This is a genomic window from Leclercia sp. W6, assembly GCF_003336345.1.
Lineage (GTDB): Bacteria > Pseudomonadota > Gammaproteobacteria > Enterobacterales > Enterobacteriaceae > Enterobacter.
On record NZ_CP031104.1, the window covers coordinates 4,422,653 to 4,440,820 of the forward strand.

Genomic DNA, 18,168 nt, shown 5'->3' on the forward strand with positions numbered 1-18,168 from the left:
TTACTGATAGTGGTTTATGTTCAGAAAATGCCCGATGACTTTGTCATGCAGCCCCACCGATTTTGAGAACGACAGTGACTTCCTTCCCAGCCTGGCTAGAGGCTGTCTCACATTCATGTTATGCAGTTTAATGCGCTGCGTGTAACGTTTGCTGATAATGTGCAGCTTTCCCTTCAGGCGTGACTCATACAGCGGCCAGCCATCCGTCATCCATACCACGACCACGACATCAAAGGGCGACAGCAGGCTCAGAAGAAGCTCCAGCGTGGCCATAGTGCGTTCATTGAAGACGTGTGCTACGACCGTCCTGCGTATCCTGTCATACGCTAAAACAGCCAGCGCTGGCGTGATTTAGCACCGCCGCAGCCCCACTGTTCGTCCATTTCAGCGCAGACAATAACGTCACTGCCCGGTTGTATGCGGGAGGTTACCTGCTGTGGCCTGAGTATTTAAGTGCCGTAAAATCGTGTTGAGGCCAACGCCCATAATGCGGGCGGTTGCCCGGCATCCGACGCCATTCATGGTCATATCAACGATTTTCTGGTGTGTACCCGTCCAGATATAGGTCACATCACCACGCATGGTTGGGCTCCGTTACGGCAAACTGTCGCTCAAGATTATTCGAGATAACGACGTGCTCATGACCGCCACGTTTATACCGGTGAGTCGACTGCTGGCCACTAATCAGTCCCAGCTCTTTCATAAGCCTGCCAGTAAGCCAGCGCCCCATCTGGTAGCCTCTCCGGGTTGCCATTGTGGTGATTTTCGATTTTTTTGGTGTCATCGGAGAGACTTTTGGTGTTTTGCCCTGACGCTCATTACGCAGTTGTTTGACCCCTCTTGTCATTGTGGAAAGGCCGACATTCGTAGCTTTGGCGGCATCTGCCACCGTGTAGTTCTGGTCAACAACTAGTTGAGCGGATTCGCGTTTGAACTCTGTACTGAAATTTTTTTTCATTGGAGCGCCTGAGTTGTTCTGAAGTAAGCATATCACCTCTGTTCAGGTGGCCAAATTCAGTGAAACACTACACTGGATGTAAAAATCAGCAGGCGAAGACACCTCTTATTTTTCCATTAACCTCAGCAACATCCGCTACTGGTACAGAACTTACTGAGGGAAAGGCAAACGTCTGTGTAGTGTTTGCCTGTCTGCTTAGAAAACGTATTCACCCATGATTTTTAAACGTTTTCAAGGCAGCCTTCATCAGTAAGTGCTTGGCTTACAAACGCCTTGGTACTCTGGTAAGGAACATCCAGCTCGTCCCTCCACCCTTCGCAATATCTGTCATCGCAGCTAAGCTTGATTGATACCCCAACCCGCCGGGCAGCAGTTTGCTTCCGGATTCCGGATGTAAGAAGGAGAAAAACATGAAAGCAGTAATTTATAATGGTCCTTACGATGTCAGGATTAAAGACGTACCTGATGCAAAAATTGTTCGTCCTACGGATGTCCTTGTTCGCATTACCACCACCAATATTTGTGGATCGGACCTGCATATGTATGAGGGCCGGACTAGCTTCGAACAGGGACGTATTCTGGGCCACGAGAACCTGGGTGAAGTGGTAGAAATTGGCTCGGGCGTTGAACGTATTAAGGTGGGTGACTATGTTTGCCTGCCGTTTAACGTAGGATGTGGTTTTTGCGAAAACTGTGAAAAAGGTCTGACTGGCTTTTGTCTTACCACCAATCCGGGTACAGCTGGAGCAGCCTATGGATTTGCTGAAATGGGGCCTTGGGAAGGCGGTCAGGCGGAACTGCTTCGGGTACCATTTGCCGACTTTAACTGCCTTGTTCTTCCTTCCGACGCGGCAGAAAAAGAAGATGATTATGTTATGCTCTCTGATATTTTTCCTACCGGATGGCATGCAACAGAACTTGCCGGATTAAAGCCTGGCGAAAGCGTGGCCATCTATGGCGCAGGTCCAGTTGGTTTGATGGCCGCTCATTCAGCGATCATTAAAGGCGCTTCACAGGTGTTTGTAGTGGATACGCATAAGGACCGGTTGGCTCTGGCAGAAAAAATGGGAGCTATAGGCATTAATGCTATTGGTGATGAAGCAGTCCAAAAAATTCTCGACCTGACGGATGGACGCGGTACTGATTGTGGCTGCGAATGTGTTGGCTATCAGTGCTGTAACAAGCATGGTCATGAAGACAATTCGGTCACCATGAACAGTCTTGTTGCATCAACGAAAGCAACAGGGGGAATTGGTGTGGTTGGCGTTTTTATTCCTCAGGATCCGGGCGCTGAATCTGACCTTGCAAAAGAGGGTAGGGTGCCATTTGATTTTGGCAGTTTCTGGTTTAAAGGACAGGCAATCCGTACCGGACAGGCTAATGTCAAGGCCTATAACCGTCAGCTTTCCCGCCTCATCCATCACGGGAAAGCCACCCCGGGTCAAATAATTTCACACCGTCTTTCGCTTGAAGAGGCTCCTGTGGGATATAAACACTTCGATGATCGAGATGAGGGATGGACAAAGGTTATCCTTAAGCCTTAAATAACGTTGACCGGTAAGCGAAAGCAAAAATCGGGAAATCGCATCCCTTTTGACAGGGTGCAAAAAGGTACCCTGTCAGGTAATTATTCTTCATATCTCCAGTTGCCAAGCGCGCCCATGCCGGAGTTTTACCGAGTGGCGCGGCCTGCTCCGACGCTGAGGATCGGATCACTATATCTGTTAGGGGTCAGTTTGGATACCGAAAATTATTGTACGTTAAGGTCATTTTTTGACCTTTTTACTTTAGCTGGCCTTAGCAGACGAAACTGGTAATGGTTCCAACTTACTGATAGTGTTTTATGTTCAGATAATGCCCGATGATTTTGTCATGCAGCTCCACCGATTTCGGCAGGCTATCGCCACGCAGAAGCCGTTTATTTCGGCGCCCTTTACCTCGGCGGCGGGCAACTACGTGGTTTCTGTCGCAGCCGCTCTTCACGCCGCACGGCAGTTACCTGGGCTACATTGGCGGCACAATCTACCTCAAAAGCATAGCATGCTGAGCGACATCCTGAGCCAGCATTTCTACGCTCGCGGCTCTATCGTCAGCAATGACGGCCTCATCATCTTCAGCCACGATCCGTCACGCATGGGAACAAAAATGGCGCTGAACTCCGCGCTGCGCAAGCGGCTGGCCTCCATGGACAGCGGGCGGTTCAGCTCGGAGGCGGACGGGCTACGCCAGCCTGCACAAAACGGACTGGAACATTTTTATCGCCGGGACCTCTGAGACGGTCCGGCATATTCTGGTGCGCACGGCAGAAAACGCACTGTGGTTCCTGCTGAGCATCGTTATCCTGACGGTCGCCGTGGTGACCCTGCTGGCCGGGCGCATTGCCTCTCCCCTGGAGACGCTGGCGGGCATGGTGCGGGATGAGGGGAATGACGCGTCGCTGGCATCGGTGAAGGCCTGGTACTTTGAGGCCGACCGTCTGAAGCAGGCCGTGGAGGAGGAGTAGCGCCACGCCATGGCAGGCCCCATGGCCGCGCTCAGCGACGAGGCCATGACCGACCCGCTGGCCGGGCTCTGCAACCGGCGTGGCTTTACTCTGCTGGCGGACAGGAGCCGCGAAGATGCCTCGCAGTGCGTGATTGCACTTGATATCGACCACTTTCGACTGGTACGGGCACGATGCGGGTGATGCGGTGCTGGTCAGCCTGCTACGGCAGGCCTGCCGCACGGGAGACGTGGTCAGCCGCTTCGGCGGCGAGGAGTTTATTCTCCTGCTGCTGCAGACGGCGCTGGAGGATGCGGCCCGGACGGCGGAGCGCATCCGCGAGGTGGTGAGCACCACGATGTTCCCGTTCGTCGGTGCCATGACGGTGTCGGCAGGCGTGGCGTCCCTGGCAACTGTGGCAGCGGGTCAGCACTGGCCGCGCAGCTCCACGAAAGCCACTCGTCAAGCTCCGCCTCCGGCAGCGGCCGGAAATAGAAGAATCCCTGCGCCTGGTCGCAGCCGTACTCCGTGAGCTCGGTAACCGTATCGGCATCCTTAACGCCTTCGGCCAGCACCGTGTAGTCCAGATCCTTCAGCATGGCGATGATGCGTGAAGCGGTGTCTGACAAGATTTCGCTGATGAGCGTGCGGTCGAGCTTGATAACGTCCAGCGGCATGCGCCGCAGGTAGCTGATGTTGCTGTAGCCGGTGCCGAAGTCGTCCAGCGAAACCCCGCCCCCCCGCAGCTTCAGCATCTCCAGCCCGCGCATCGCCGCCAGGTTTTCAATAATCCGCTCGCTCTCCAGGCACTCAATGCCCAGCAGCGAGGGAGAAAGCTTCGCTTTTATCATCTTCGCCTCCAGCGCGTCGGCAAAGCCCTCGCGGGCAAAGTCCCGGCTACTGGCGTTTATGGTCACCGGGAGCTAGATGCAGCTGTTGCGCAGGCGGACAAGGCGGCCGATGGTGCGGTCCGTAAACGGGTTCTTATGCCTTAGTTGTAAGTGTCTACCATGTCCCCGAACAAGTGTTCACGATGTCCCCGGACTGTACACTCTGCCGTAACAGGAGGGGATGGATCATACCGCAGGTGACCAGAGGTCGTAGTTCAGCGCATAGGTGCTGCCATCCCGCACAACCTTACCTGTAGTTGGCAGGTTAAAGTGCATTCCGCTTACGGCCAGACTATCGCTAGCCACACGGTCAAGCAGCTTGCCACGAATGGCAGCCGCAGCAGCGGGATCGCTGTCAAATGCGATTGTAACGTCAGGCTGAGCAATCTGAACGTGAGGGAAATGAACAATGTCACCCCAGATGAGCAGAGACTCTTTTTCATCGCCCAGCAAATATCCGCTGTGACCCGGCGTGTGTCCAAACAGTTCTACTGTCTGAATTCCGGGCAGAATCGACTCCTCGCGGAATGGAACCAGCTTATCGTCATAAGCATTGAAGGCATTTTTTGCCACTTCAAAGAAGGGCTTAAACGCATCAGGCGCGCCTGCTGAAATGGTTTCATCACGCCAGAAAGCGAGTTCTTTTTCATGAACAAAAAGCTGCTGAACATTGCGGAACACCGGAGTCTGTAAGGGACCAGCAAGTCCACCAATATGATCTGGATGGGCGTGAGTCAGCAGGATGGTATCGATAGCGAGGGGGTCAATACCTGCTGCTGCCAGGGCAACCTGAAGCCGGCCGCCCCAGCCATTGATACCACCAGCGCCGCTGTCAACCAGAATGGTACGCTCAGGTGTCTGAATGACATAAACGTTGATATTGATACGAGGTAATACCGGGGCACCCCGCTTCTGAAGCAGGGCTTCAGCACGAGACCCATCAATGCCTGACAGCAGTTCAAAGGAGACGTCGAGGTAACCATCACTTAGCATGGTCACCGTCATGTCGCCCACTTTTTTTCGATTGATGGCCGGTGCCTGCCAGTTCAGATGTGATGTCATGTTTTACTCCATTGCGGTGAGGGGATACAAAAATTTTCATAAAGATCATAACGTGTTCTGAGAAAAGAACTGCTCAAATTAGTATGCGAAACGCTCATTTATAAACTGGAGCACGGCAGGATGAATCGCCACGGGTTTAACAGACACCTCAGAGTCATTTAAGATGGCTTAAAGAGAGGTGCCCATGAGCGGTAAGCGTTATCCCGAAGAGTTTAAAATTGAAGCAGTCAAACAGGTTGTTGATCGTGGTTATTCTGTTTCCAGCGTTGCAACACGTCTCGATATCACCACCCACAGCCTTTACGCCTGGATAAAGAAGTACGGTCCGGATTCCTCCACTCATAAAGAACAGTCAGATGCTCAGGCCGAGATCCGCCGTCTCCAGAAAGAGCTGAAGCGGGTTACTGACGAACGGGACATATTAAAAAAAGCCGCGGCGTACTTCGCAAAACTGTCCGACTGAGGTACGCCTTTATCCGTGACAACGCCCGTTGCTGGCCTGTTCGCCTGCTCTGTCGGGTGCTGGATGTTCATCCCAGTGGCTTTTACGCATGGCTTCAGCAGCCGCATTCACAACGCCATCGGGCAGACCTGAGACTGACAGGACAGATTAAACAGTTCTGGCTGGAATCGGGATGCGTCTATGGTTATCGCAAGATCCATCTGAATCTGCGGGACAGCGGGCAACAGTGCGGAGTCAACAGAGTCTGGCGACTGATGAAACGTGTCGGGATAAAGGCTCAGGTCGGATACCGGAGCCCGCGGGCTCGTAAAGGCGAGGCCAGTATTGTGTCGCCCAACAGGCTCCAGCGACAGTTCAATCCGGATGCTCCGGATGAGCGTTGGGTAACCGACATAACCTATATCAGGACCCACGAAGGCTGGCTGTATCTTGCTGTGGTTGTTGATCTGTTCTCACGCAAAATTATCGGCTGGTCCATGCAATCCCGGATGACAAAGGACATTTTCCTGAACGCACTGCTGATGGCTGTATGGCGGCGTAATCCCCAAAAACAGGTGCTGGTTCATTCGGATCAGGGCAGTCAGTACACAAGCCATGAGTGGCAGTCGTTCCTGAAATCACACGGACTGGAGGGCAGCATGAGCCGTCGCGGTAACTGCCACGATAATGCGGTTGCAGAAAGCTTTTTCCAGTTGTTGAAACGCGAACGGATAAAGAAAAAGTTCTACGGAACGCGGGAAGAAGCCCGCAGCGATATTTTTGATTACATCGAAATGTTTTATAACAGTAAGCGTCGGCATGGTTCTAGCGATCAGATGTCACCGACAGAATATGAAAACCAGTATTATCAACGGCTCGGAAGTGTCTAGATTATCCGTGGCGATTCACATTCTGAATTCATCCGCCAGTTCATCCGGGAACGGCTCTGGCAGGCAGTGCCCGCAGTCATACATGACCGACCTGATAACGTCTGGCCTTCTTCGCTCAGTAACGTTTTGTGTCCAGGACGTCAGTCTTCACAGCTGTCAAATCAACGCTATTTCATAAGGCGGCTCACGTTTTTATGTCATAAGCCGCGCTTTTCCGGCTGGAACGTTCCACCCACTCGGTCACTGTGATTTAATATGCTAAACCGGTTTAATTAAGTTTAGCTTTGGAGGGTTTTAGCATGAATGCAAAAGTTTGGGTTCTGGGCGACGCGGTGGTGGACCTGCTGCCAGAGAGCGAAGGGCGCCTGCTGCAGTGCCCTGGAGGCGCGCCGGCTAACGTGGCGGTAGGGGTTGCCCGCCTTGGCGGCAACAGCGGATTTATCGGCCGCGTCGGCGGTGACCCGTTTGGCCGCTACATGCGTCATACCCTGCAACAGGAGCAGGTCGACGTCAGCCATATGTATCTCGACGATCAGCACCGCACGTCCACTGTGGTCGTCGACCTTGACGACCAGGGGGAACGCACCTTTACCTTTATGGTACGCCCCAGCGCGGATCTGTTCCTGGTTGAAGAAGACCTGCCACAGTTTGCCGCCGGACAGTGGTTGCACGTCTGCTCCATCGCGCTCAGCGCCGAGCCCAGCCGTAGCACTACCTTCGCGGCGATGGAGAGCATCAGGTCTGCCGGCGGTCGGGTCAGCTTTGACCCTAATATTCGTCCCGATCTCTGGCAGGATCAGGCCTTGCTGCTAGCCTGCCTCGATCGCGCTTTGCACATGGCCAACGTGGTAAAGCTATCGGAAGAGGAGCTGGTCTTCATCAGCAGCAGTAATGATTTAGCATACGGAATCGCCAGCGTAACGGAGCGCTATCAGCCGGAATTGCTACTGGTGACCCGGGGCAAAGCGGGGGTGCTTGCCGCGTTTCAGCAGAAGTTTACCCATTTCAACGCCCGGCCTGTGGCCAGCGTGGACACCACCGGCGCGGGAGACGCATTTGTCGCCGGACTGCTCGCCAGCCTTGCGGCTAACGGGATGCCAACGGACATAACCGCACTGGAACCGACACTCACGCTTGCACAGACCTGCGGCGCCCTGGCCACCACAGCCAAAGGTGCGATGACCGCCTTGCCCTATCAGCGCGATCTCAACCGTCAGTTTTAATCCTTAAAGCCGCTTTGCGCGGCTCACTTTGTTGCATGCATCACATTTATTAAACCGGTTTAGCATATTTGTTTTAAGAAAAATAAAGGTCGGGCTTAACATAACAACTAAACCGGTTTAGCAAAAATTATCATTTTCCATTTTTACTTTTGGGATGCCAACAGCATGTACAGAAAAAGCACACTTGCTATGCTTATCGCTTTGCTAACCAGCGCTGCCTCAGCCCATGCGCAAACGGATATAAGCACCATTGAAGCCCGACTCAACACGCTGGAAAAACGCCTGCAGGAGGCAGAAAACAGGGCGCAAATGGCGGAAAACCGCGCCGGGGCGGCGGAGAAAAAAGTTCAGCAACTCACCGCGCAGCAGCAAAAAAACCAGAACTCGACTCATGAAGTGGCTCAGCGTACCGCCAGACTTGAGAAAAAAGCCGATGACAAAAGCGGCTTTGAGTTTCACGGTTACGCCCGCTCCGGCGTGATAATGAATGATTCCGGCGCCAGCACCAAACCCGGAGCCTACATAACGCCGGCAGGTGAAACCGGCGGAGCTATCGGCCGTCTGGGAAATCAGGCCGATACCTATGTTGAAATGAATCTTGAACATAAGCAGACCCTGGATAATGGGGCCACGACCCGCTTTAAGGTGATGGTCGCCGACGGGCAAACCTCTTATAACGACTGGACTGCAAGCACCAGCGATCTGAACGTTCGTCAGGCCTTTGTCGAATTGGGTAACCTGCCGACGTTCGCTGGGCCATTTAAGGGCTCCACCCTGTGGGCCGGGAAACGTTTCGACCGCGACAATTTCGATATTCACTGGATTGACTCTGATGTCGTGTTCCTCGCCGGTACCGGTGGTGGTATCTATGACGTGAAGTGGAACGACGGCCTGCGGAGTAATTTCTCCCTGTACGGGCGTAACTTCGGCGACATTGATGATTCCAGCAACAGCGTGCAGAACTATATCCTCACCATGAATCACTTCGCAGGTCCGCTGCAGATGATGGTCAGCGGTCTGCGGGCGAAGGATAACGACGAGCGTAAAGATAGCAACGGCAATCTGGTAAAAGGCGATGCGGCAAACACCGGCGTGCATGCGCTGCTCGGCCTGCATAACGACAGTTTCTACGGCCTGCGCGACGGTAGCAGTAAAACCGCTCTGCTTTATGGTCATGGTCTGGGCGCAGAGGTTAAAGGTATCGGATCTGATGGCGCACTTCGTCCGGGAGCCGACACATGGCGCATTGCCAGTTACGGCACCACGCCGCTCAGCGAAAACTGGTCTGTTGCCCCGGCAATGCTGGCGCAACGCAGTAAAGACCGCTATGCCGATGGCGACAGCTATCAGTGGGCAACATTCAACCTGCGTCTGATTCAGGCAATCAATCAGAATTTCGCTCTCGCCTACGAAGGCAGCTACCAGTACATGGATCTTAAACCCGAAGGTTATAACGATCGTCAGGCGGTGAACGGTAGCTTCTACAAGCTCACCTTCGCCCCGACATTTAAGGTCGGCAGTATCGGTGATTTCTTCAGTCGCCCGGAGATTCGTTTCTATAGCTCCTGGATGGACTGGAGCAAAAAACTGAATAATTACGCCAGCGACGACGCCCTGGGCAGTGACGGTTTTAACTCGGGCGGCGAATGGTCTTTCGGTATGCAGATGGAAACCTGGTTCTGACGGCTTACGCCTGATGACAGGAATAGCCGGGGGTCAGAGCATCTTTGTCACCCCGGACTCAACTAAGACGCAGAAAAAGCGCTCCCGTGAACGCGGGACGACAACATAAAAATGTTTAAGCCTTAAGAGGGTACTATGGATTTTGAACAGATTTCCTGCTCGCTGCTTCCGCTTCTTGGAGGCAAAGAAAATATCGCCAGCGCCGCGCACTGCGCCACGCGCCTGCGCCTGGTGCTGGTCGATGATTCGCTGGCCGACCAGCAGGCCATCGGCAAAGTTGAAGGGGTGAAGGGCTGTTTTCGTAATGCCGGACAGATGCAGATTATTTTCGGCACCGGGGTGGTAAATAAGGTCTACGCTGCCTTTACTCAGGCGGCGGGTATTAGCGAATCCAGCAAATCGGAAGCCGCCGACATCGCGGCAAAAAAGCTCAATCCGTTCCAGCGCATCGCCCGCCTGCTATCAAACATCTTCGTGCCGATAATCCCTGCCATCGTCGCCTCTGGTCTGCTGATGGGTCTGCTGGGAATGGTCAAAACATACGGCTGGGTTGACCCGGGCAACGCCATCTACATCATGCTGGATATGTGCAGCTCGGCGGCATTTATCATTCTGCCGATTCTGATTGGCTTTACCGCCGCCCGCGAATTCGGCGGTAATCCTTATCTCGGCGCGACGCTTGGCGGCATTCTGACTCATCCAGCGCTGACTAACGCCTGGGGCGTGGCCGCGGGTTTCCACACCATGAACTTTTTCGGCTTCGAAATTGCCATGATCGGCTATCAGGGTACGGTGTTCCCGGTACTGCTGGCAGTATGGTTTATGAGCATCGTTGAGAAGCAGTTGCGTCGCGCAATCCCCGATGCCCTGGATTTGATCCTGACGCCGTTCCTGACGGTGATTATATCCGGTTTTATCGCCCTGTTGATTATCGGCCCGGCCGGTCGCGCACTGGGCGACGGTATCTCGTTTGTCCTCAGCACCCTGATTAGCCACGCCGGCTGGCTCGCCGGGTTACTGTTTGGCGGTCTCTATTCAGTTATCGTCATTACCGGTATTCATCACAGCTTCCACGCGGTTGAAGCCGGGTTGCTGGGCAATCCCTTCATCGGCGTCAACTTCCTGCTGCCGATTTGGGCGATGGCCAACGTCGCTCAGGGCGGAGCCTGTCTGGCGGTGTGGTTCAAAACCAAAGATGCAAAAATTAAAGCCATTACTCTGCCCTCGGCGTTTTCCGCCATGCTGGGCATCACCGAGGCGGCGATTTTTGGTATCAACCTGCGCTTTGTGAAGCCATTTATTGCGGCGCTGATTGGTGGTGCGGCGGGCGGCGCATGGGTGGTATCTGTACACGTCTACATGACCGCGGTCGGCCTGACAGCGATCCCCGGCATGGCCATCGTGCAGGCCAGTTCGCTGTTGAACTACATTATCGGGATGGTTATCGCCTTTGGCGTCGCCTTTACGGTCTCCCTGGTTTTGAAATACAAAACGGACGCTGAATAATGTCTCTTCCATCACGACTGCCTGCGATTTTGCAGGCAGTAATACAGGGCCAGCCACGTGCGCTGGCCGATAGCCACTATCCGCGCTGGCACCTTGCGCCGGTCACCGGGCTGATGAACGACCCCAACGGCTTTGTCGAATTTGCCGGACGCTATCACTTGTTTTATCAGTGGAACCCGCTCGCCTGCGATCATACGTTTAAGTGCTGGGCGCACTGGAGCTCCCCCGATCTGCTACACTGGCAGCATGAGCCCATTGCGCTGATGCCGGACGAAGAGTATGACCGTAACGGCTGCTACTCCGGCAGCGCGGTGGATAACAACGGTACGCTTACCCTGTGCTATACCGGCAACGTGAAGTTTGCCGACGGAGGGCGAACCGCCTGGCAATGCCTGGCAAGGGAAAGCGCCGACGGCACCTTCCGCAAAATCGGCCCGGTCCTGCCGCTGCCGGAGGGCTACACCGGCCACGTGCGCGACCCAAAAGTCTGGCGACACGAAGACCTGTGGTACATGGTGCTGGGTGCGCAGGATCGGCAAAAGCGCGGCAAGGTGCTGCTGTTCAGCTCTGCGGATCTCCATCAGTGGACGAGTATGAGTGAAATCGCCGGCCACGGCATCAATGGCCTCGACGACGTCGGCTATATGTGGGAGTGTCCGGATCTTTTTCCTCTCGGCGACCAGCATATTCTAATCTGCTGTCCGCAGGGGATTGCCCGCGAGGAAAAGTGTTACCTGAACACCTACCCGGCAGTATGGATGGCGGGCGAGTTTGATTACGCTAGTGGCGCTTTCAGCCATGGCGAACTGCACGAACTGGACGCCGGCTTTGAGTTCTACGCCCCGCAAACCATGCTTACCAGTGATGGCCGTCGTCTGCTGGTCGGCTGGATGGGCGTGCCGGAGGGCGAAGAGATGCTTCAGCCGACCCTCATCAACGGCTGGATCCATCAGATGACCTGCCTGCGTGAGCTGGAGTTTATCAACGGTCAGCTCTATCAGCGTCCGCTACGGGAACTGAGCGCCCTGCGCGGTGAAGCGAACGGCTGGTCGGGGAACGCCCTGCCGCTGGCACCGATGGAAATCGATTTGCAAACCCGCGGGGACGATATGTTGAGCCTCGATTTTGGCGGCGTATTAACCCTTGAGTGCGATGCCAGCGGACTCCGCCTGGCCCGACGCAGTCTCGCCAGCGACGAGATGCATTATCGTTACTGGCGCGGAAACGTCCGCTCGCTGCGCGTTTTCATCGACCAGTCGAGCGTGGAGATTTTCATAAACGGCGGTGAAGGGGTGATGAGCAGCCGCTACTTCCCGGCCTGCTCCGGTCAGCTAACATTCTCCGGCATCACGCCGGACGCATTCTGCTACTGGCCGCTGCGAACTTGCATGGTAGAATAAGCGTTTTGCTTCAGGCTCATGGCGTCGTAATGAAAACCAAACGCGTAACCATTAAAGATATAGCCGAACAGGCTGGCGTCTCCAAAGCGACCGCCAGCCTGGTACTGAATGGTCGTGGCAAGGAGCTGCGCGTGGCGCAGGAAACGCGTGAGCGCGTACTGTCGATTGCCCGTAAGCATCACTATCAGCCAAGCATTCATGCCCGCTCGCTGCGCAACAACCGCAGCCACACCATCGGGCTGGTGGTGCCGGAGATTACCAACCACGGCTTTGCGGTCTTTGCCCATGAGCTGGAGATGCTGTGCCGCGAGGCGGGCGTCCAGCTGTTGATCTCTTGTACTGATGAAAACCCCGGTCAGGAGAGCGTGGTGGTCAATAATATGATTGCCCGCCAGGTCGACGGGATGATCGTCGCTTCCTGTATGCACAACGATGCCGACTATCTCAAACTCAGCCAACAGCTGCCAGTGGTGCTGTTTGACCGGTGCCCCAATGAAAGCGCGCTGCCGCTGGTAATGACCGATTCGATTACCCCAACGGCGGAACTGATTTCCCGCATCGCGCCTCAGCATAGCGATGAGTTCTGGTTTTTAGGCGGTCAGGCGCGTCTGTCGCCCTCCCGCGATCGTCTGACCGGGTTCACGCAGGGTTTGGCTCAGGCGGGTATTGCCCTGCGCCCGGAATGGGTGATCAACGGCAATTACCACCCCAGCTCCGGCTATGAGATGTTTGCCGCACTCTGCGCGCGCCTTGGGCGGCCGCCCAAGGCGCTATTCACCGCCGCCTGCGGGCTGCTCGAAGGGGTTCTGCGCTATATGAGCCAGCACCATTTACTCGACTCCGATATTCATCTGACGAGCTTTGACGATCACTATCTTTATGATTCGCTGTCGCTGCGTATCGACACTGTCCAGCAGGATAATCGCCAGCTGGCCTGGCACTGCTACGATCTGATAAGCCAGCTGATCGAGGGCGATACGCCCGAAACGCTACAACGCTACCTGCCCGCAACGCTGCAGTTTCGGCATCAGTAATAACTGAGTATTTTTGAATAGCGACGCGGATGCCGATTGGTCTGAACGGCCCGGCGATCGCCGGGCATACCATTGGCGCCGGCATCGTGCTGGTAACGACCATATTAGGGCGTTTGAGCAGTTGCCTGGCCTCACGCAGGGAGACTGGATTAACTGACCGCTGACAAAATGCCTGACAATGACAGTCCGTTTTGTGCCAGGAGCGGACGTTGCTCACCTTAAAGAAAGTACTGCGTTTTATGTTCACTTTGATGGACTACCAGCGAACCATTCAGGTAACAGGCAGGCGAGATTGCCGAATGGCCTGCCTACCGGCAGCTATGAATGTACAATGGCAGAGAAAAACCTCTGGTTGTTTCCGAATTACTTTATCACGACAGTTATTTACTGCCCCTGCCAGGGCAGTAAGTGATAAAGCAAAACGGCTTTTACAGGTTATTACGTAAAAGCATTAGCTTTTTCTGGTTGACCACCAACAGATAACCGAACCGGCACTGAAGTGGTTTACTGAATTTGGCCACCTGAACAGAGGTGATATGCTCACCTCAGAACATTACAGGTGCCTCAATGAAAAAAAGAAATTTCAGAGCAGAGTTTAAACGCGAATCCGCTCAGTTGGTCCTTGATCAGAACTACACCGTTGCAGCTGCGGCCAGTGCTATGGATGTGGGTCCTTCTACCATGACGCGATGGGTAAAGCAGTTGCGGGATGAACGACAGGGCAAAATACCTAAAGCCTCCCCTATAACCCCAGAACAGATTGAAATACGTGAGCTGAAGAAAAAGCTACAACGCATTGAAATGGAAAACGATATATTAAAAAAGGCTACCGCGCTCTTGATGTCGGACTCCCTGAACAGTTCTCGATAATCGGGAAACTCAGGGCGCGTTATCCTGTGACCACTCTCTGCCACGTGTTCGGGGTTCACCGCAGTAGCTACAGATACTGGAAAAACCGTCCTGAAAAACCAGACGGCAGACGGGCTGTATTACGCAGTCAGGTACTTGAGCTACATGGCATCAGCCACGGTTCGGCCGGAGCAAGAAGCATCGCCACAATGGCAACCCAGAGAGGCTACCAGATGGGGCGCTGGCTTGCTGGCAGGCTCATGAAAGAGCTGGGGCTGGTCAGTTGCCAGCAGCCGACTCACCGGTATAAGCGTGGCGGTCATGAGCACGTAGCTATCCCGAATCATCTTGAGCGACAGTTCGCTGTAACAGAGCCAAACCAGGTGTGGTGCGGTGATGTGACCTATATCTTGACAGGTAAGCGCTGGGCGTACCTCGCCGTTGTTCTCGACCTGTTCTGAAGAGGTAAGGGATATTCAGGCACTAAAGGATGATTTAAGTCTTGATGATACTACCCGCAAGCAATTGATTGCCGCCAGAGCTGGACAGGGCTGGTTCATAGCTGAATGTATGAAACTTTTTCCATCTTGTCCTTTCACCGGGATTTCATTTCCTTGACCTGCTCCCCGTTGATTAGTACACCCCGATGTTAGTAATGTCTTCATAAGCCACATGAGGACATCCCCATGAAGAAGCGTTTTTCCGACGAACAGATCATCAGTATTCTCCGCGAAGCCGAAGCTGGGGTACCCGCCCGTGAACTCTGCCGCAAGCATGCCATTTCCGATGCCACGTTTTACACCTGGCGTAAGAAGTATGGCGGTATGGAGGTGCCTGAAGTTAAGCGCCTGAAGTCGCTTGAGGAAGAGAACGCCAGACTCAAGAAGCTGCTTGCCGAAGCCATGCTGGATAAAGAGGCGCTTCAGGTGGCTCTTGGGCGAAAGTACTGACGACAGACCAGAAGCGGGAAGCCGTGATGTTGATGTGTGATGCGACCGGTCTGTCGCAACGTCGTGCCTGCAGGCTTACAGGTTTATCCCTGTCGACCTGCCGCTATGAGGCTCACCGTCCGGCTGCTGATGCGCATTTATCAGGGCGCATCACTGAGCTGGCACTGGAGCGCAGGCGTTTTGGCTACCGTCGTATTTGGCAGTTGCTGCGCCGTGAAGGGCTTCATGTTAATCATAAGCGCGTGTACCGGCTTTATCACCTCAGTGGCCTGGGCGTAAAACGCAGAAGACGTCGTAAAGGGCTGGCAACAGAACGTCTGCCGCTGCTCCGTCCGGCGGCGCCCAATCTGACCTGGTCGATGGATTTCGTCATGGACGCACTTTCCACCGGTCGCAGGATCAAGTGTCTTACCTGCGTCGATGATTTCACAAAGGAATGCCTGACGGTCACTGTTGCCTTTGGGATTTCAGGCGTTCAGGTCACGCGTATTCTGGACAGCATTGCACTGTTTCGAGGCTATCCGGCGACGATAAGAACTGACCAGGGGCCGGAGTTCACTTGCCGTGCACTGGATCAATGGGCCTTTGAGCATGGTGTTGAGTTGCGCTTAATCCAGCCGGGCAAGCCAACGCAGAACGGATTTATTGAGAGCTTTAACGGACGATTTCGCGATGAATGTTTGAATGAGCACTGGTTCAGCGATATCGTTCATGCTAGGAAAATTATTAATGACTGGCGGCAGGATTATAACGAATGCCGCCCGCACTCCACGCTGAATTATCAGACACCGTCTGAATTTGCAGCGGGCTGGAGAAAGGGTCATTCTGAGAATGAAGATTCCGACGTTACTAACTGAGTGTTGTATCTAATCGTGGGGGCAGGTCAATAGAGTGCTAAAGCAAAAATATATGAGTGGTGGGGATGCCATGACATTTTTGTCAATAAATGCGCCACGGTATCAAGCGATCCCAAATCTTTAATATAAATTCTTCTGGAAAACCTATCGATATTCCACCGACCGCGTTGACCGTTTCGCCGATTTTTCTTCACCATAGTGTTTGGATTATCGTAAAAAGAAGGAAATAACAACGGCTTAACAACAAAGTCTCTTTTTAGTGCTAATTGTTTTTTAAGCTTTTTTCGGCGTTCTAAATATTTACATCTCCACCATTCATCCTCTGTAATACGTCGATATGCTTTGTTTCCATATATACGGCGTATGTTTTTTTCGATAAGACCCCAGTCATATTCATTATTATTCTCAGTATCCATTTACCCCTCCTGATTTTTAGTGATTTGCTACAGCCAAGCTTTCAATAACCATGGGTTGATTAAATTCGTTGGGTAATTACATAGGTAACGACTTGCAGTCCCTGGATTAAGGTAATACCAGTGACAATATTGCGTAACGCTAATATTGCAAGGCCAGTATTCACGATAGTAGCGCTCAAAGTGACGCAGCCAATGTGGACTAGTGCTTGAATTAATGGTGCTGGACGGTGTGATTAACGGACTGATTTTCTTAAACGCATGCAGTCGCCGTAGTGCTCTTAAAAGAGCTTTACTACGAAATGATTTTTTATCCACCAGCATCGTTACATATGCGAGCAGGGCCTCTGGCGTTTCGTTTTCAATTTGACTGAATTGAGCCCTGTTTTCCTTTTCAGCAAAAAGAGAATCCAGCTTACCGGGCAAAGGGCAATGTTCCTGTGCAGGCACAGAAGAAGCAGGATTAATCTGTAATTGAGCTGGTTTAATGCGCCTGGCTTTTTTCAGGCATGAGTAGTGTTGAGTTCCGGAAAGGCCAATATTGTCAGCGACATGCGTTTTTGAGTAGCGCTTGGCAAAGTAGCTAACCCTTAGAAGCAATGCCGTTAAAGCTTCGGTATCGTCCCGGTTAACCAGATAGTATCCATGCTTAGGTAGCCAGACCCTACCGCCAGTAGCGTGTTTCCAATAGCACTTCACCAGTTGGTTAATTTTGTGAGGATGGCGGACAGCGTTGCCATCCATCATCAGAAGATAATGGTAATGCTGAGCGGGGGCCTTATTCTGCTCTCTTACCCAAAATACCCGCATGAAACTTTTGGGATAGATCTTCCTGAGGGCGGGAATCAGCAGCTGATGAAACTCCGTAATAACATTATTGTCAGGGCTATACTGAGGCAGGTGAAAGTCATAGCGTACTGCCAGAAAACGAGAGCAGCTGCGGTAAGTTTTATCAACGGTCCGGAACAGTGAATTCATGATTTTAGTATTCTGCTGGCTCTCTTCAGGCATGACTGGCCAGAGGACATTGTCATAGAGAAACTCCCCACCAGGTCTGATGACAGGATAAGCAGAGCTCCGGGTAATATTATTAATTACCGGGTTCTGAGGAATAGGATCTCTGCTAGGAGTTTTATTATTTATCATGGAGTTACATTAAGGCTCGATTCGCTGCACCGTTCTGAATTGATGCGCTTATTGTTTCAACTGGTTGCATCAACAGGCAAAAGAAAGGCTGGAAACTCCAGCCCTTTGACACAATGCTCATTTATCGTTCTGTGCAAGCCAGTTTTCATACAAACTAGCGGGCCAGCCGAGCGTTTTACCGCTCCGCATCAGTGGCTTAGGAAAATATCCAGACTTTACCCAACGATAGAGGGTGGTACGGCTGCAATCGAGAAGTTCAAGCATTGCATTGATGCGAATCAGGCGCTGAGGTTGGTGTAGGGCAATAACTCTGTCAGACATGGATGATTTGTTTTTCAAACTGCTAACTCCCAATGAAGTGTATTGAAATCATCAGGAGTTAA

The 18,168-nt window shown here is 53.1% G+C and carries 16 protein-coding genes and 5 pseudogenes; 13 read left to right on the top strand and 8 right to left on the bottom strand.

From position 1 onward, the window contains the following. Together DVA43_RS21785 and DVA43_RS25405 are read right to left on the bottom strand one after the other, a co-directional pair. A pseudogene (locus DVA43_RS21785) lies at window positions 1-784 on the bottom strand (IS1 family transposase). Next, window positions 776-958: pseudogene (locus tag DVA43_RS25405) on the bottom strand (transposase); the annotation flags it as partial. The pseudogenes DVA43_RS25405 and DVA43_RS21785, both read right to left, overlap by 9 nt. A 410-nt stretch (window positions 959-1,368) precedes the next feature. On the opposite strand from DVA43_RS25405, the gene DVA43_RS21790 reads away from it, so the two are divergent. Beyond that, a complete protein-coding gene (locus DVA43_RS21790) occupies window positions 1,369-2,502 on the top strand; it encodes a glutathione-independent formaldehyde dehydrogenase (protein ID WP_114316735.1) in 1,134 nt (377 codons plus the stop codon). 283 nt (window positions 2,503-2,785) lie between these two features. Here the strand turns inward: DVA43_RS21790 and DVA43_RS25205 are convergent. After that, window positions 2,786-2,857 (bottom strand): annotated as a pseudogene (locus DVA43_RS25205) (IS1 family transposase); the annotation flags it as partial. Window positions 2,858-2,998: 141 nt separating this feature from the next. On the opposite strand from DVA43_RS25205, the gene DVA43_RS25410 reads away from it, so the two are divergent. The 4 genes from DVA43_RS25410 to DVA43_RS25425 are packed head-to-tail and all read left to right on the top strand — an operon-like array spanning window position 2,999 to window position 3,972. After that, window positions 2,999-3,232 carry a hypothetical protein gene (locus DVA43_RS25410; RefSeq protein WP_371413999.1) on the top strand — a complete coding sequence of 78 codons (234 nt, stop codon included), beginning with the start codon at window positions 2,999-3,001 and terminating at the stop codon, window positions 3,230-3,232. A gap of 19 nt (window positions 3,233-3,251) precedes the next feature. Then, window positions 3,252-3,461 (top strand): hypothetical protein, encoded by a 210-nt coding sequence (locus DVA43_RS25415; RefSeq protein WP_371414000.1) that lies wholly within the window; start codon window positions 3,252-3,254, stop codon window positions 3,459-3,461. A 9-nt stretch (window positions 3,462-3,470) separates the two neighbouring features. Continuing rightward, a complete protein-coding gene (locus DVA43_RS25420) occupies window positions 3,471-3,644 on the top strand; it encodes a hypothetical protein (RefSeq protein ID WP_371414002.1) in 174 nt (57 codons plus the stop codon). A gap of 4 nt (window positions 3,645-3,648) precedes the next feature. After that, window positions 3,649-3,972: a diguanylate cyclase gene (locus DVA43_RS25425; RefSeq protein WP_371414003.1), complete on the top strand. Its 324-nt coding sequence runs from the start codon at window positions 3,649-3,651 to the stop codon at window positions 3,970-3,972. Here DVA43_RS25425 and DVA43_RS21800 read toward each other — a convergent pair. After that, window positions 3,887-4,414, bottom strand: a pseudogene (locus DVA43_RS21800) (EAL domain-containing protein); the annotation flags it as partial. The gene DVA43_RS25425 and the pseudogene DVA43_RS21800 sit on opposite strands and share 86 nt — an antisense overlap. A 102-nt stretch (window positions 4,415-4,516) precedes the next feature. Next, window positions 4,517-5,392 (bottom strand): MBL fold metallo-hydrolase, encoded by an 876-nt coding sequence (locus tag DVA43_RS21805; protein ID WP_114316737.1) that lies wholly within the window; start codon window positions 5,390-5,392, stop codon window positions 4,517-4,519. Window positions 5,393-5,576: 184 nt separating this feature from the next. On the opposite strand from DVA43_RS21805, the gene DVA43_RS21810 reads away from it, so the two are divergent. From DVA43_RS21810 to DVA43_RS21850, 8 genes and pseudogenes are all read left to right on the top strand, one after another. Then, a protein-coding gene (locus tag DVA43_RS21810) for an IS3 family transposase (RefSeq protein ID WP_114316739.1) occupies window positions 5,577-6,724 on the top strand; the annotation gives its coding sequence in 2 pieces (ribosomal slippage) (window positions 5,577-5,814 and window positions 5,814-6,724; 1,149 coding nt in all). A gap of 299 nt (window positions 6,725-7,023) precedes the next feature. After that, window positions 7,024-7,947: an aminoimidazole riboside kinase gene (locus tag DVA43_RS21815; protein ID WP_114316740.1), complete on the top strand. Its 924-nt coding sequence runs from the start codon at window positions 7,024-7,026 to the stop codon at window positions 7,945-7,947. 165 nt (window positions 7,948-8,112) lie between these two features. Next, the gene (locus DVA43_RS21820; protein ID WP_114316742.1) at window positions 8,113-9,630 is read left to right on the top strand and encodes a carbohydrate porin; all 1,518 of its coding nucleotides are present in this window, start codon (window positions 8,113-8,115) and stop codon (window positions 9,628-9,630) included. 135 nt (window positions 9,631-9,765) lie between these two features. Beyond that, a complete protein-coding gene (locus DVA43_RS21825; protein ID WP_114316744.1) occupies window positions 9,766-11,136 on the top strand; it encodes a sucrose-specific PTS transporter subunit IIBC in 1,371 nt (456 codons plus the stop codon). Further along, window positions 11,136-12,536 carry a sucrose-6-phosphate hydrolase gene (locus DVA43_RS21830; protein WP_062779778.1) on the top strand — a complete coding sequence of 467 codons (1,401 nt, stop codon included), beginning with the start codon at window positions 11,136-11,138 and terminating at the stop codon, window positions 12,534-12,536. The genes DVA43_RS21825 and DVA43_RS21830 overlap by 1 nt, the downstream gene beginning before the upstream one ends. A gap of 29 nt (window positions 12,537-12,565) precedes the next feature. After that, the gene (locus tag DVA43_RS21835; protein WP_000851062.1) at window positions 12,566-13,570 is read left to right on the top strand and encodes a LacI family DNA-binding transcriptional regulator; all 1,005 of its coding nucleotides are present in this window, start codon (window positions 12,566-12,568) and stop codon (window positions 13,568-13,570) included. A gap of 567 nt (window positions 13,571-14,137) precedes the next feature. Further along, a pseudogene (locus DVA43_RS21840) lies at window positions 14,138-14,877 on the top strand (IS3 family transposase); the annotation flags it as partial. A 228-nt stretch (window positions 14,878-15,105) separates the two neighbouring features. After that, window positions 15,106-16,226 (top strand): IS3-like element ISSen4 family transposase gene (locus tag DVA43_RS21850; RefSeq protein WP_087451024.1). Its coding sequence is split into 2 segments (ribosomal slippage): window positions 15,106-15,364 and window positions 15,364-16,226, totalling 1,122 coding nucleotides; the frame shifts between segments, so codons are not numbered across the junction. Window positions 16,227-16,252: 26 nt separating this feature from the next. Here the strand turns inward: DVA43_RS21850 and DVA43_RS24595 are convergent. From DVA43_RS24595 to DVA43_RS21860, 3 genes are all read right to left on the bottom strand, one after another. Continuing rightward, a complete protein-coding gene (locus DVA43_RS24595) occupies window positions 16,253-16,642 on the bottom strand; it encodes a hypothetical protein (RefSeq protein WP_147271046.1) in 390 nt (129 codons plus the stop codon). 27 nt (window positions 16,643-16,669) lie between these two features. Then, complete coding sequence (locus tag DVA43_RS21855; protein ID WP_114316748.1) at window positions 16,670-17,785, bottom strand: inovirus-type Gp2 protein; 1,116 nt, start codon at window positions 17,783-17,785, stop codon at window positions 16,670-16,672. A gap of 117 nt (window positions 17,786-17,902) precedes the next feature. Further along, window positions 17,903-18,106 (bottom strand): AlpA family transcriptional regulator, encoded by a 204-nt coding sequence (locus DVA43_RS21860; RefSeq protein ID WP_077226360.1) that lies wholly within the window; start codon window positions 18,104-18,106, stop codon window positions 17,903-17,905. Window positions 18,107-18,168 lie beyond the last annotated feature (62 nt).